This window comes from Blastococcus aggregatus (assembly GCF_900221005.1).
GTDB classification, from domain to species: Bacteria; Actinomycetota; Actinomycetes; order Mycobacteriales; family Geodermatophilaceae; genus Blastococcus; species Blastococcus aggregatus.
Map to the genome: position 1 here is coordinate 454,764 of NZ_OBQI01000001.1, position 13,213 is coordinate 467,976.

At 72.5% G+C, this 13,213-nt stretch carries 13 protein-coding genes; 6 read left to right on the plus strand and 7 right to left on the minus strand.

Annotated elements, in window-relative coordinates:
- Positions 1-6 precede the first annotated feature (6 nt).
- Entirely contained in the window at positions 7-2,124 is a 2,118-nt protein-coding gene (locus CRP29_RS02335; protein WP_097193433.1) for a catalase, read from the plus strand.
- Positions 2,125-2,179: 55 nt separating this feature from the next.
- Here the strand turns inward: CRP29_RS02335 and CRP29_RS02340 are convergent, their stop codons facing one another.
- Entirely contained in the window at positions 2,180-2,920 is a 741-nt protein-coding gene (locus CRP29_RS02340; protein WP_245852324.1) for an FAD-binding oxidoreductase, read from the minus strand.
- Positions 2,913-3,521, minus strand: a complete 609-nt coding sequence (locus CRP29_RS02345; RefSeq protein WP_097193434.1) for a molybdopterin-dependent oxidoreductase — start codon at positions 3,519-3,521, stop codon at positions 2,913-2,915. The genes CRP29_RS02340 and CRP29_RS02345 overlap by 8 nt, the downstream gene beginning before the upstream one ends.
- Before the next feature lie 146 nt (positions 3,522-3,667).
- On the opposite strand from CRP29_RS02345, the gene CRP29_RS02350 reads away from it, so the two are divergent.
- The 3 genes from CRP29_RS02350 to CRP29_RS02360 are packed head-to-tail and all read left to right on the plus strand — an operon-like array spanning position 3,668 to position 7,134.
- Positions 3,668-4,363, plus strand: a complete 696-nt coding sequence (locus CRP29_RS02350) for a succinate dehydrogenase cytochrome b subunit (protein ID WP_245852327.1) — start codon at positions 3,668-3,670, stop codon at positions 4,361-4,363.
- Between the two features lie 12 nt (positions 4,364-4,375).
- Positions 4,376-6,322: a fumarate reductase/succinate dehydrogenase flavoprotein subunit gene (locus tag CRP29_RS02355; RefSeq protein ID WP_097193436.1), complete on the plus strand. Its 1,947-nt coding sequence runs from the start codon at positions 4,376-4,378 to the stop codon at positions 6,320-6,322.
- Positions 6,319-7,134, plus strand: coding sequence for a succinate dehydrogenase/fumarate reductase iron-sulfur subunit (locus tag CRP29_RS02360; protein ID WP_245852330.1), 816 nt, complete (start codon positions 6,319-6,321; stop codon positions 7,132-7,134). Before CRP29_RS02355 ends, CRP29_RS02360 begins: the two co-directional genes overlap by 4 nt.
- Positions 7,135-7,221: 87 nt before the next feature.
- Here the strand turns inward: CRP29_RS02360 and CRP29_RS23495 are convergent, their stop codons facing one another.
- Positions 7,222-7,740: an EAL domain-containing protein gene (locus tag CRP29_RS23495; RefSeq protein ID WP_097193437.1), complete on the minus strand. Its 519-nt coding sequence runs from the start codon at positions 7,738-7,740 to the stop codon at positions 7,222-7,224.
- Positions 7,629-9,527, minus strand: coding sequence for a diguanylate cyclase domain-containing protein (locus CRP29_RS23500; protein ID WP_097193438.1), 1,899 nt, complete (start codon positions 9,525-9,527; stop codon positions 7,629-7,631). Before CRP29_RS23500 ends, CRP29_RS23495 begins: the two co-directional genes overlap by 112 nt.
- Positions 9,528-9,639: 112 nt before the next feature.
- On the opposite strand from CRP29_RS23500, the gene CRP29_RS02375 reads away from it, so the two are divergent.
- Positions 9,640-10,032: an MmcQ/YjbR family DNA-binding protein gene (locus tag CRP29_RS02375; RefSeq protein ID WP_097193439.1), complete on the plus strand. Its 393-nt coding sequence runs from the start codon at positions 9,640-9,642 to the stop codon at positions 10,030-10,032.
- Positions 10,033-10,038: 6 nt separating this feature from the next.
- Here CRP29_RS02375 and CRP29_RS02380 read toward each other — a convergent pair whose 3' ends face one another.
- The gene (locus CRP29_RS02380) at positions 10,039-10,938 is read right to left on the minus strand and encodes a DUF1028 domain-containing protein (protein WP_097193440.1); all 900 of its coding nucleotides are present in this window, start codon (positions 10,936-10,938) and stop codon (positions 10,039-10,041) included.
- An 81-nt stretch (positions 10,939-11,019) separates the two neighbouring features.
- On the opposite strand from CRP29_RS02380, the gene CRP29_RS02385 reads away from it, so the two are divergent.
- Positions 11,020-11,493 carry a hypothetical protein gene (locus CRP29_RS02385; RefSeq protein WP_097193441.1) on the plus strand — a complete coding sequence of 158 codons (474 nt, stop codon included), beginning with the start codon at positions 11,020-11,022 and terminating at the stop codon, positions 11,491-11,493.
- Between the two features lie 9 nt (positions 11,494-11,502).
- On the opposite strand, the gene CRP29_RS02390 is transcribed toward CRP29_RS02385, so the two are convergent.
- Positions 11,503-12,492, minus strand: coding sequence for an LLM class flavin-dependent oxidoreductase (locus CRP29_RS02390; protein ID WP_097193442.1), 990 nt, complete (start codon positions 12,490-12,492; stop codon positions 11,503-11,505).
- Positions 12,493-12,848: 356 nt separating this feature from the next.
- On the minus strand, positions 12,849-13,181 hold the full coding sequence (locus tag CRP29_RS02395; protein WP_097193443.1) for a PspC domain-containing protein: 333 nt from the start codon (positions 13,179-13,181) through the stop codon (positions 12,849-12,851).
- Positions 13,182-13,213: the final 32 nt, after the last annotated feature.

Consider the following 13,213-nt stretch of genomic DNA (forward strand, 5'->3'; position numbering starts at 1 on the left):
TCCCCCATGCCTCCCGCACGCAAGCCCGACCAGTCCGCTCCCCGGACCGTCAGCCCGACCGGTGTCGGCTACGACGGCCCGAAGGACGGTCGCGACCCCCGGGGGCAGGCCGGCGACAAGCTGACCACCCCGAACGGCGTCCGCCTGCCCGACACCGACCACTCGCTCAAGGCGGGCCCGCGTGGTCCGGTCCTGCTCGAGGACTTCCACCTGCGCGAGAAGATCATGCACTTCGACCACGAGCGGATCCCGGAGCGCGTGGTCCACGCCCGCGGCGCCGGCGCGCACGGCGTCTTCACCGCCAACGGCGCGGGCGCCTCGGTGACCCGGGCCGCCGTCCTGGCCGAGAAGGGCCTGGAGACGCCGGTGTTCGTCCGGTTCTCCACGGTCCTGGGCTCGCGCGGCTCCGCCGACACGGTGCGGGACACCCGCGGGTTCGCGACGAAGTTCTACACGAAGGAAGGCACCTGGGACCTGGTCGGCAACAACATGCCGGTCTTCTTCATCCAGGACGCGATCAAGTTCCCCGACATCATCCACGCGGGCAAGCCGCACCCCGACCGCGAGATCCCGCAGGCGCAGTCGGCGCACGACACGTTCTGGGACTTCGTCACCCTCCACACCGAGGCCACCCACCACACGATCTGGAACATGAGCGACCGCGGCATCCCGCGCAGCTACCGGACGATGGAGGGCTTCGGCGTCCACACGTTCCGGCTGGTGAACGAGAAGCGGGAGACCGTCCTCGTCAAGTTCCACTGGAAGCCCAAGCTCGGCGTGCACTCCCTCACCTGGGAGGAAGCGCAGATCGCCGCCGGCGTCGACCCGGACTTCCACCGCCGCGACCTGTACGACGCCATCGAGAACGGCGCGTTCCCCGAGTGGGAGCTCGGCATCCAGGTCTTCCCCGACACCCCGGAGGAGACCTTCGAGGGCATCGACCTGCTCGACCCCACGAAGATCGTGCCGGAGGAGCTCGCGCCGGTGCAGCCGATCGGCACGCTGGTGCTCAACGCCAACCCGACGAACTTCTTCGCCGAGACCGAGCAGGTCGCCTTCCACACCGGGCACCTGGTGCCGGGCATCGAGGGCACCAACGACCCGCTGCTCCAGGGCCGCAACTTCTCCTACCTGGACACCCAGCTCACCCGGCTCGCGGGTCCGAACTTCACCCAGATCCCGATCAACCGGCCGCACGCGCCGGTGAACGACAACACCCGGGACGGCTTCCACCAGCAGGCCGTGCACACCGGGCAGGCGCCGTACACGCCCAACAGCGTCGACGCCGGCGTGCCGTTCCCGTCGGACTGGTCCGAGGGCGGCTACGTGCAGGTGCCGCGGCACGTGGAGGGCGAGGTCGGCCGGACGGCTCCGGCGTCGTTCGACGACCACTTCTCCCAGCCGGCGCTGTTCTACAAGAGCCTGACCTCCGTCGAGCAGCAGCACGTGATCGACGCGTACACCTTCGAGCTCGGCAAGTGCTACGAGCAGGCGATCAAGGAGCGGGCGCTCACCGTGCTCGCCCGCATCGACGCCGACCTCTGCGCGCAGGTGGCCACCGGCCTGGGCCTGCCGGTGCCGAAGAAGATCAAGGTGGCGAAGTCCCGGTCGGAGTCCCCCGCCCTGCGCCAGATCAGGCCGACCCCGTTCCCGATCGAGGGCCGGATCGTCGGCGTCGTCGCCGGCCCCGGCGCCGACCTGGCGGGCATCGCCACGCTCCGGAAGGCGCTCGAGGCCGAGGGCGCGCTGCTCCGGGTGATCGCCCCGCACGGCGGTCAGCTGGTGAAGGGCACGACGGTCGAGATCGTGGAGCGCACCTTCGCCACCGGCCGGTCGATCGAGTTCGACGCGATCGTCGTCGCCGACGGTGCACCCAAGGACGGCGACTTCCGCGCGCTGGTCATGCTGCAGGAGGCGTTCCGCCACCTCAAGGCCGTCGGCGCCTGGGGTGACGGCGTCGCGGTGCTGAAGACCGCCGGCATCGACCCGACGGCGCCCGGCGTCCTCACCGGGAAGAAGGCCAACGCCAAGCTGGCCGCCGCCACGGTCGCCGCGCTCGGCATGCACCGCGCCTGGGACCGCACCCCGCTGGTGCGCGCCTCGATGGTGCCGCCGACCGTCTGATCCGGAACGGCGACGGGGGCGGGGCGGCAGGTGCCGTCCCGGCCCCGTCGCCGGTTCAGGCGGGTCCGCCGCTCGGCCCGAAGCGCTCCACCCGGATGGACGCGGCCGGCCGCCCCGACGCCACGAGCAGCTGGGTCGCCGCCTCCGCGAAAGCCGCCGATCCGCAGACGTAGGCGGTCTGGCCCTCCTCCCACAGCGGCAGCAGCTCCTCCGCCCGCAGCCGGCCCGCCGGGCGGATGCCGTACTGCTCGCGGGTGAGGACCACCAGCGCACCGGCCGCGACCAGCTCTTCGGCGTAGGGCAGCTGCGCCATGGTGCGCGCCGAGACCGCGATCCGCAGGAGGTCATCGCGGCCGATGGCGCGGGCGTGCCGCAGCATCGACACGAACGGGACCACGCCGGCGCCGCCCGCGACCAGCAGCGCCGGGGCCGTCCCGTCCCACACGAACCAGCCGCCGATCGGCCCGCGCACCTCCAGCTCGTCGCCGGGCTCGACGACGTCGGCGAGGTGGGTCGACACCTCGCCGTCGTCCAGCCGCTCGACGAACAGCTCGACCAGCGGGTCGCCGGGCGCCGAGGCGACCGAGTACGAGCGCTGCGCCGTGTAGCCGTCCTCGGCGGTCAGCCGGACGACGTAGTGCTGGCCGGGTAGGTGGTCGATCCGGTCGTGGACGTCGAGGCGGAGCTGCACCGAGCGCTGGATCGGCCGCCGCACCCCCGAGACCGTCGCCGTGCGCCAGCCGCCGGCCGGGGCATCCGGCACGCCCGCCCCGAGGACGGCCGCGTCCTCAGTCACCCTGGTACCGCTGCTGGCGCCAGGGGTCGCCCAGGTCGTGGTAGCCGTTCTGCTCCCAGAAGCCGGGCTGGTCGCGGTGCAGCAGCGTCAGCTTGCTGATCCACTTCGCGCTCTTCCAGAAGTACAGGTGCGGCACGAGCAGCCGCACCGGGCCGCCGTGCTCGATCGGCAGCGGCTTGCCGTCGTACTCCCAGACGATCCACGCCCGTCCGCCGGTGACGTGCTCCACCGGCAGGTTGGTCGTGTAGCCGGTCTTCGACGTCGCCATGACGAAGTGCGCGTCGGCGGTCGGGCGGACGGCGTCGAGCAGGGTGTCGACGGACACCCCCGCGAACCAGGTGCCGAACTTCGACCAGGTGGTGACGCAGTGGATGTCACCCCGGTACTCCGACCGCGGCAGCGCGTGCGCCTCGTCCCAGGTCCACGTCGCCGGCGCCTCCACCGCGCCGTCGACGGTGATCGACCAGGTCTCCGGCGCGATGCGCGGGGTCGGCTCGGCGGTGAGCACCGGCCAGTCGGAGCCCGCGTCGTACTGGCCCGGTGGCAGGCGGGGATCGCGGTCGCGACGGCGGCCGAGGAAGCCGCGGGTGGGTCCAGGCATGCGCCCACTCTTCCCCATCCGAGCGCAGTGCGACCCGCCAGTGAACGGCCCCCGCGGCGGTAAGGCAACCCTTACGAGAGCTGTGTCACCGCGCGTTGACGTGGTGGCCGGACCGGGAACGTCCTAGTTTGGGCGCCGTGGTGACGGTGACGGACTCGACTCAGCGCAGGACACCGAAGGCGGCGAAGACCACCTCGGTCTTCAAGAAGGCCGTCATGGCGATCAGCGGCATCATCCTGGTGCTGTACTTGATCGCGCACATGATCGGGAACCTCAAGGCGTTCGCGGGCGCCGACGAGTTCAACCACTACTCGGAGTGGCTCCGCACGATCGGCAACCCGGCACTGCCGGGCGCAACCACGCTGTGGCTGATCCGCATCATCCTGCTCGTGGCCGTCGTGGCGCACATCTGGGCCGCGGTCTCGCTGTGGCGCCAGGCCCGCAGCGCCCGCCCCGAGCGGTACGTCACCAAGAAGGCCGTGGCCCAGAGCTACGCCTCCCGGACGATGCGCTGGGGCGGCGTCATCATCCTGGCGTTCATCATCTTCCACCTCCTCGACCTCACCCTGGGTGCGGTGAACGCCGAGGGCAGCGACGGCGAGCCCTTCGACCGGATGCTCGCCAGCTTCCAGAACCCCGTCGTCACGCTCTTCTACGCCATCTCGGTGATCCTCGTGGGCATGCACCTGCGCCACGGCATCTGGAGCGCCACGCAGACCCTCGGGCAGAGCAACCGCCGTCGCGAGGTGACCGTCAACTACGCCGCCACCGCGATCGCGACGATCCTGACCGTCGGCTTCCTGCTCACGCCCTTCTCCATCCTCTTCGGTCTGATCGACTAAGGATCCCCCGGAATGCCTCTCGAACTCTTCACCGAAGGCGACCCGATCGCCGACACCAAGGCGCCCACGGACGTCGCGATCCCCGAGCGCTGGAGCGAGCGCAAGTTCCGCGGCCGCCTGGTCAACCCGGCCAACCGCCGCAAGATGACGATCATCGTCGTCGGCACCGGCCTGGCCGGTGGCGCCGCCGCCGCGACGCTCGGCGAGGCCGGCTACAACGTCAAGTCGTTCTGGTACCAGGACAGCCCGCGCCGCGCGCACAGCGTCGCGGCGCAGGGCGGGATCAACGCCGCCAAGAACTACCGGAACGACGGCGACAGCGTGCACCGGCTGTTCTACGACACGGTCAAGGGCGGCGACTTCCGCTCGCGCGAGAGCAACTCGTACCGGCTGGCCGAGGTGAGCGTCAACATCATCGACCAGGCGGTCGCCCAGGGCGTGCCGTTCGCCCGCGAGTACGGCGGTCTGCTGGACAACCGGTCCTTCGGTGGCGCCCAGGTGTCGCGCACCTTCTACGCCCGCGGCCAGACGGGCCAGCAGCTGCTCTACGGCGCCTACCAGGCCCTGGAGCGGCAGATCGCGGCCGGCACCGTCGAGCAGAACGCCCGTACCGAGATGCTCGACCTGATCGTCGTCGACGGCCGCGCCCGCGGCATCGTCGCCCGCGACCTCGTCACCGGCGAGATCACCAGCCACTTCGCCGACGCGGTCGTCCTCGCCACCGGCGGCTACAGCAACGTCTTCTACCTGTCGACCAACGCCATGGGCTCGAACACCACGGCGATCTGGCGGGCGCACAAGCGGGGCGCCTACTTCGGCAACCCCTGCTACACCCAGATCCACCCGACCTGCATCCCGGTCAAGGGCGACTACCAGTCGAAGCTGACCCTGATGTCGGAGTCGCTGCGCAACGACGGCCGCGTCTGGGTGCCCAAGGAGCGCGGCGACACCCGCGACGCCCGGGACATCCCCGAGGCCGAGCGCGACTACTACCTCGAGCGGATCTACCCGGCGTTCGGCAACCTGGTCCCCCGCGACATCGCCTCCCGGCAGGCCAAGAACGTCTGCGACGAGGGTCGGGGCGTGGGCCCGGGCGGGCTGGGCGTCTACCTGGACTTCGCCGACGCCATGAAGAGGCTGGGGCGCCCGGCGATCGAGGCCAAGTACGGCAACCTCTTCGACATGTACGCCCAGATCACCGGCGAGAACCCCTACGAGACGCCGATGCGGGTCTACCCGGCCGTGCACTACACGATGGGCGGGCTGTGGGTGGACTACGACCTGCAGTCCTCGATCCCCGGCATGTTCGTGATCGGCGAGGCGAACTTCTCCGACCAGGGCGCCAACCGGCTGGGGGCCAGCGCGCTCATGCAGGGTCTCGCCGACGGGTACTTCGTGCTCCCCTCGACGATCTCGAGCTACCTCGCCGACGGCCCGTTCGAGAAGGTCGACGAGAGCCACCCGGCCGCCGTCGAGGCGCTGCAGAACGTGCAGGGTGAGGTGCAGAAGCTGCTCAGCATCAACGGCACCCGCACCCCGGCGTCCTTCCACCGCGAGATCGGCAAGCTGATGTGGGATCTCTGCGGCATGGAGCGGACCGAGGAGGGCCTGCGCAAGGCCCTCGACCGGATCCCGGAGATCCGCAAGGAGTTCTGGACCAACGTCAAGGTCTCCGGCGACTGGCACTCGTTCAACCAGACGCTGGAGATGGCCGGCCGGGTCGCCGACTTCATCGAGCTCGCCGAGCTCATGTGCATCGACGCCCTGCACCGCCGTGAGAGCTGCGGCGGCCACTTCCGCGCCGAGAGCCAGACCCCCGAGGGCGAGGCGCTGCGCGACGACGAGAACTACGCCTACGTCGCCGCCTGGGAGTGGACGCCCGAGGGCCAGCCCCCCGTGCTCCACCGCGAAGCCCTCGAATACGAGTACGTCCACCTCGCCCAGCGGAGCTACAAGTGACCCTCACCCAGGACGGCCCCCGGTCCGGCGCCGCCGGCGCGCCGGAGAAGCGCGGCATGAACCTCACGCTGCGCATCTGGCGCCAGCAGGGTCCGACGGTCAAGGGGAAGATGGTGACCTACAAGGTCACCGACATCTCCCCCGACATGTCGTTCCTCGAGATGCTCGACGTGCTCAACGAGCAGCTGATCCTGCAGGGCGATGACCCGGTCGCGTTCGACCACGACTGCCGCGAGGGCATCTGCGGCATGTGCGGCGTCATGATCAACGGGATGGCGCACGGCCCGCAGCAGACCACCACCTGCCAGCTGCACATGCGCTCGTTCAAGGACGGGGACACGATCGACGTCGAGCCGTGGCGCGCGTCGGCGTTCCCGGTGGTCAAGGACCTCGCCGTCGACCGGCGCGCGTTCGACCGGATCATCCAGGCCGGCGGCTACATCAGCGTCCCGACCGGCACCGCGCCCGAGGCGCACGCCACCCCGGTGCCGAAGAAGGACGCCGACAACGCGTTCGACGCCGCGACCTGCATCGGCTGCGGCGCCTGCGTGGCGGCCTGCCCGAACGCCTCGTCGATGCTGTTCACCGCCGCCAAGGTCACCCACCTCGGCCTGCTCCCCCAGGGACAGCCCGAGCGTGACGACCGCGTGGTCAACATGGTCGCCCAGCAGGACCGCGAGGGCTTCGGTGGCTGCACCAACATCGGCGAGTGCTCGGCCGCGTGCCCCAAGGGCATCTCGATGGAGACCATCTCCCGGCTGAACCACGACCTGCTCGGCGCCCTGCGCGCGGGGGCCCGCCCCAAGAGCTGAGCGACACGAGCACCGAGAGAGGCCCCCTCCGAGGAATCGAAGGGGGCCTCTCTCGTGTCCGGCGCCGGGGTCAGGGGCGCCGAGGTCTCATCCGGAGGATGACGACGGCACGGCCGCCCGGTCCTCCAGCCACTCCCACAGCACCTCGGGCGCGAGCGGCCGGCTCAGGTGGTAGCCCTGCACGACGTCGCAGCCCAGCGCAGTCAGCGCGTCGACGGTCTCCTGGTCCTCGGCGCCCTCGGCCACCAGCACCAGCCCGAGCGCGTGCGCCAGCTGCAGGGTCGAGGTGACGATCGACTCGGCCCGCGGGCTGCCGGTCATCGCGCCGACGAAGGTGCGATCCAGCTTCACCTCGGTCACCGGCAGGGACGCGAGGTAGGCCAGGCTCGAGTAGCCGGTCCCGTAGTCGTCGATGGCGACGCCGACGCCGTCCTCGCGCAGCCGACCGAGCACGCGCACGGCGCGCTCCCGGTCCTCCATGAGCAGGCTCTCGGTCACCTCCAGGACGAGGGACTCCGCCGGCAGGTCGTAGCGGGACAGCAGGGCCCGCACCTGGTCCGGGAAGGCCTCGTCGACGAGGTTGGACGGGCTGACGTTGACGGCCATGGTGAGCCGGCGGCCGCGGTCGGCCCAGGCGCGGCAGCGGGGGCCAGCGCCATGTCGACGACCCGGCTGGTCAGCAGCGCCATGAGGCCCGCGGACTCGGCGAGTTCGATGAACGCGTCCGGGTACAGCAGGCCGCGGGTGGGGTGCTGCCAGCGGACGAGCGCCTCCACCCCGTCGACGGCGCCGGTCGGGAGCGCCAGCTTGGGCTGGTAGTGCAGCACCAGCTCGTCCTGCTCGAGGGCGCGGCGCAGCTGGGCGACGTCCTCGAGCCGGTGGCGGCCGTGCCCGTCGCGCGCCTCGTCGTACACCGTCACCCCGGAGCGGGTGGCCTTGGCCGAGTACATGGCCAGATCGGCCAGCTGGAGCAGCTCGGCGGCGCTGCGGGAGTCGCCCGGCCCGATCGCCACGCCGACGCTGGCGTCGATGCTCAGGCCCATGCCGCCGTAGGTGAACGGGCGCTGCAGCCGGCTGCGCAGGCGCTCGCCGAGGGCCGTCGCCTCACCCGCGTCCAGCTCGTGGGCGAGGACGACGAACTCGTCCCCGCCGAGCCGCGCCAGGACGTCCCCGGTGCGCAGCTCGTCGCGCAGCCGCGGGCCCACCTGGGCCAGCAGCGCATCGCCCACGGCGTGGCCGAGCGAGTCGTTGATCTCCTTGAACCGGTCCAGGTCCAGCACGAGGACGGCGGTGCGGGAGCCGATGGCCAGCCGGTCGTCGACGGCGGTCAGCGCCTCGAACACCGAGCGCCGGTTGGGCAGCCCGGTCAGCTCGTCCGTGCGCGCCTGCCGGCGGCTGTCGGCCAGCGCCCGCACGTCGCGGATGGTCAGCACGGTGCGCGCCAGGGCGGCGAGGACGGCCAGCAGCGCGAAGGCGCCGGCCACGGGGTCGCCGGTGGCCAGGTAGCCGACGAACAGCAGCGCCAGTGCGGTCAGCGCGCAGATGCCCGGGATGAGCAGGACGCTGCTCCCGTCGGCCCGCCCGGCGGCACGGCGCGGGGTGCGCTGGGTGGCGGCCATGCCGCAGCAGACGAAGGCCAGCCCCCACGCGATGTCCAGCGGCCCGCCGACGGTGTAGCTGCCGTGGGCCAGCTGGTAGGCGTAGACGGTGTCGGTGACGACGAAGATGGTCAGCGCGGCGGTCACCCACCACCACCCCGGCCCGGCGCCCCGGCCGATCAGCACCAGGCCGCCGGCGATCAGGCTGAGCAGCAGCAGGTCGCCGATCGGGTACAGCATCGCGGTCGCGACGACGAGCGCGCCGCCGTCCGCGGACTGCAGCTGCGCACCGATGCCCGCGGCGGCCGCGACGGCGGCCGCGGTGCAGCCGGTCACGAGGACGTCGAGCCACATGCCGGCGGTGAGCCTGCCGACGCGGCCCCGGAGCAGCAGCAGGAAGGCGAGGAAGGCCAGGGGGAAGAAGCCGAGGTACGCGACGTCGGACCACGCCGGCCGCGGCACGACGTCCAGACCGCGGTAGTGGAACTCGTAGAGGCTGGCCCCGCTCAGGTAGCAGAAGACGGCGGCGGCGAAGCACCACCAGGAGGCCCGGTCGGCCCGCGTCCCGGCGCCGCGGACGACGAGGACGAGCACGCAGCCGGCGAGGAAGAACAGCTTGCCCTGGGCGCCCAGCAGTTCACCGACGGCGTCGGCGCCGAACGCGACCGCGGCCAGCGCGACCACCCACATGCCCACCAGGGACAGGGCGAGCAGGCGGACGACGCGCAGCGACCGCTCGTCGTCGTGCACCTCGCCGGACAGGTCCTCGAGGACCTCCGCTGCCCCTGCTCGCATGACCGCTCATCGGCTCCCGGCGCCGTGATCTGGAGCACTCGTGCCCCACATCCCGGTCCCGGCTCCCCCGACGGGGGGACGTCGCTCCCGGCACAGGATTACGGTTCGGGCCGTGCTGACCCTGGACGACGTCGCCCGGGCGTGCCTGGCGCTGCCCGCGACGACGGAGGCCGTCTCGGCGTCGGGACGGCGCCGGTGGCTGGTCCGGGGGAAGACGTTCGTCCGGGAACGGCCGCTGCACCGGGTCGACCTGGCCGAGCTCGGGGACGCCGCCCCGGCCGGGCCGGTGCTGGTCGCCTCCGTACCGGACGAGGGGGCGAAGGCGGCGCTGATCGCGGAGGAGCCCGAGCGCTACTTCACGACCTCGCACTTCGACGGCCGTCCCGCCGTGCTGTGCCGCCTGGACCGGCTGGACGACCGGGGCCTGACCGAGCTGGTCACCGAGGCGTGGGCCAGCCGGGCCTCCCGGCGACTGCTCGCCGAGCACCCGTTCCCGGCGCCGTGACCCGGGTCAGCTCCGCGCCGGCACGATCCGCGCGATGACGTCGGCGGGCATCAGGCCGGCCTTGCCGAACCGCCGGGCGGCCTCCAGGAACTGGGGCGCGCTCGCGGCGAGCTCCGCGAGCATCTCCCGGGCGGCGTCCTCCCGGCCGGCCAGTGCCGCGACCACCGCCCGCCACATGAGCTGGTCGGGCTCGGTGACCGGGTCCATCGGGCGCAGCAGCTCCAGCTCCCGGTCGGCGGTGACCGGGTCGCCGTCGATGGCGAGCTGGAAGGCGCGGACGACGTCCTGGTAGCGGGCGCGGGTGACCGCCAGGTCGTGCAGCGCGGTGATCGGGTCGGCGGCGTCGTCGACCCGCAGGTCGACCACGGTGTCGTGCCAGGGGCGGCCGGTGGTGGTGGCGCGGATGACCACGATCGCGGCGGACCGCCGTCCCCGGAAGTCACCGCCGGCCTCCTCCCCCGCCTGCAGGGAGGTGAGCAGCCGCTGCGCGAGCGGACCGCCGGAGCTCTCGAACCGCTCGACCATCGACTCCCACACCTGCGGGGAGGCGGCCATGTTGGCCAGCGCGACGCAGGTGTCCCCGACGAGGTGGCCGGCGGCGTCCACGCACTGCGCGCCGGTGTAGGCGGCGAGGTCGCCGTTCACGCCGAGGATCGCCAGCTGCCGCCGCTCGGGCTGGGGGTCGACGCTGCTGAGGGCGGTGAGCACCTCCTGCGCGGTGAAGCCGCCCTGCAGCAGGTCGAGCCCGACCGAGCCGTACATGGGCTCGGCCATCGACTGGGTGGCGATGACCCCGTGGCCGGGCAGGGCGAAGGGCACGCTGTTGCCGACGGCGAAGGCCTGGGACTGGGTGGCGATGCCCATCTCCCCTGTCTCGGGATCCCGGGCGACGATCGAGTAGGTCACCCCGTCGGCCTGCCCGCACGGGCGGGTCGGACAAACACCGAACCCCTGGCGCCGTGGGCCCCGAGGCGGTAGGGAGTCCCCATGCGCCTGTCGCCCGCGGCCCTGCTGCCGGTCCTCGCGCTGTCCGTCCTGGTGGCGTGCGGCGGGGACGACGAACCGGAGAGCGCGGCCGCGAGCACGTCGTCCTCCCCGACCTCCGAGGAGAGCTCGCCGAGTTCCGCCCCGCCCAGCGCGTCGGACTCCCCCGACGCCTCGGGCTCCCCGGGGGCCGCGAGCCCCGGGCAGGTGCCGCGCCCGCAGCCCGGGAGCTGCGAGCCGGTGGCGGAGTCGGCCGACGGCCGGTACGTCGTCGCCGACGCCGGGGAGATCACGCTGCGCATGGAGGACGGGGCGCTGCGGCTGAACGTCTCGTCGTCCAACGGCTGGAGCACCTCGGTGCACAGCGAGAACAGCGAGGCCGACGTCGAGTTCCGGCAGGGCGACGACGAGCTCGACTTCGAGGCCGAGCTCGAGGACGGCCGGCTGGTCCTCCGGATCTGCGACGACGACGACTGAGCGCGGGGCTCAGGCGCGGACCGGCTCCATGGCCTGCGCCAGGAGCTCGACCGAGCGCAGCCGGCCCTCCACCGTCGAGGACTGGTGGGCGATGATCAGCTCGTCCGCGTCGGCCAGCTTCTGGAAGCCCTCGACGTACTCGGCGAGCTGACCGGGGCCGCCGACGGCGGTGTGCGTGAGCATCCCGTTCACGTGGTGCCCGGCGCCCTGGGCCAGCAGCTGGTCGGCCTGCTCGTCGGTGAGCGACTGGCCGCGGCCGAACAGGCCGATGGCGAGGTTCCGCTTGACGGCCTGCAGCTGCTCGCGGGCGGCGTCCTCGGTGTCGGCGGCGACGACGTTCATGCCGGCGATGACGTAGGGGCGGTCGAGCTGCTCGGAGGGCTTGAACTCGCGGCGGTAGGCCTCGACCGCCGGCTGGAGCATCTGCGGCGCGAAGTGCGAGGCGAAGGCGTAGGGCAGGCCGAGCGCGGCGGCGAGGGTGGCGCCGAACATCGACGAGCCGAGGACGTAGAGCGGCACGCGCGAGCCCTTGCCGGGGATCGCGTCGACGCCGGCCACCCGGGTCTCGCCGTTCAGGTAGCCCTGCAGCTCGAGCACGTCCTGCGGGAAGCGGTCCGCGGAGTCCGGGGTGCGGCGCAGCGCGTACATCGTGTTCTGGTCGCTGCCGGGGGCGCGGCCCAGGCCCAGGTCGATGCGGCCGGGGTACATCGCCTCGAGGGTGCCGAACTGCTCGGCGATGGTGAGCGGCGAGTGGTTGGGCAGCATGACCCCGCCGGCACCCAGCCGGATCGTGCGGGTGTGCGCCCCGACGTGCGAGATGAGCACGCTGGTGGCCGAGGACGCGATCCGCGGCATGTTGTGGTGCTCGGCGTACCAGACCCGCTCGTAGCCGTGCTCCTCCGCGCGCTGGGCGAGGGCGACGCTGGCGGCGATGCTGGTGGTCGCGGTCTCCCCGCGGTTGATCGGCGCCAGGTCGAGGATGGACAGCGGGATGCGCATGGGGAGGTGCCTTTCACGTCGGTTGTCCTGGGCAACCGCGACGTCCCCCTGAGGCTTCCCGCAGGGCCACTCGTCCCGGGATGTTCCGTCCGCCGTCATCCGATCGACATCTCGGATGGACATCCTCGTGGCATGACAGCCAGCCTCTTCGTGACCGGCACGCCCGTGGTGTGGACCGGTCACGACCCGCGGGGCGCCGTGGCCTCCGGGTCCGACGTCGTGCACGCCGTGGCCCGGCCCGCCGTCGACGGGCTGGAGTCCTCGGTCTGCGGACAGCTGGTCGCCGCGGCCGCCGGCCACGACTGGGCTGCCAGCCCGGGCGCCACCCGCTGCGAGGAGTGCGCCCGGATCGCCGACTACGCGGGCGGCGGTGTCGCGCGGGAACCGTTGACGGCGGCGTGGAGCCGCTGGGCCAGCCGCTCGAGCGGGCTGAGCGCCCCGTCGGCGGCGGGCGCCGGCGGCGGCAGGAGCACCCAGAGCAGGAGGTAGAGCAGGACGCCGCTGCCGCCGATCAGCGTCAGGGCCACGAACCCCACCCGCCAGAGGACGGCGTCCACGCCGCTGTAGTCGGCCAGGCCGCCGCAGACGCCGCCGGCCATCCGGTCGGTCCCGCTGCGCCGGGCCTCGGGGCGGAGCCGGGGCGGTGCGGTCGGCTGGTCGGCGGGGCCGGAGAAGGCTGCATCGGTCATGGGACGAGCCTGCCGACCGCCGGGCCCGCGGA

Excerpts from the sequence above, each read along its gene's own strand:
- CRP29_RS02385 (WP_097193441.1), top strand. The coding sequence starts at position 11,020 with ATGCGCCTGTCGCCCGCGGCCCTGCTGCCGGTCCTCGCGCTGTCCGTC.
- CRP29_RS23495 (WP_097193437.1), bottom strand. The coding sequence starts at position 7,740 with ATGGCCGTCAACGTCAGCCCGTCCAACCTCGTCGACGAGGCCTTCCCG.
- CRP29_RS23500 (WP_097193438.1), bottom strand. The coding sequence starts at position 9,527 with ATGCGAGCAGGGGCAGCGGAGGTCCTCGAGGACCTGTCCGGCGAGGTG.
- CRP29_RS02395 (WP_097193443.1), bottom strand. The coding sequence starts at position 13,181 with ATGACCGATGCAGCCTTCTCCGGCCCCGCCGACCAGCCGACCGCACCG.
- CRP29_RS02390 (WP_097193442.1), bottom strand. The coding sequence starts at position 12,492 with ATGCGCATCCCGCTGTCCATCCTCGACCTGGCGCCGATCAACCGCGGG.
- CRP29_RS02345 (WP_097193434.1), bottom strand. The coding sequence starts at position 3,521 with ATGCCTGGACCCACCCGCGGCTTCCTCGGCCGCCGTCGCGACCGCGAT.
- CRP29_RS02355 (WP_097193436.1), top strand. The coding sequence starts at position 4,376 with ATGCCTCTCGAACTCTTCACCGAAGGCGACCCGATCGCCGACACCAAG.
- CRP29_RS02335 (WP_097193433.1), top strand. The coding sequence starts at position 7 with ATGCCTCCCGCACGCAAGCCCGACCAGTCCGCTCCCCGGACCGTCAGC.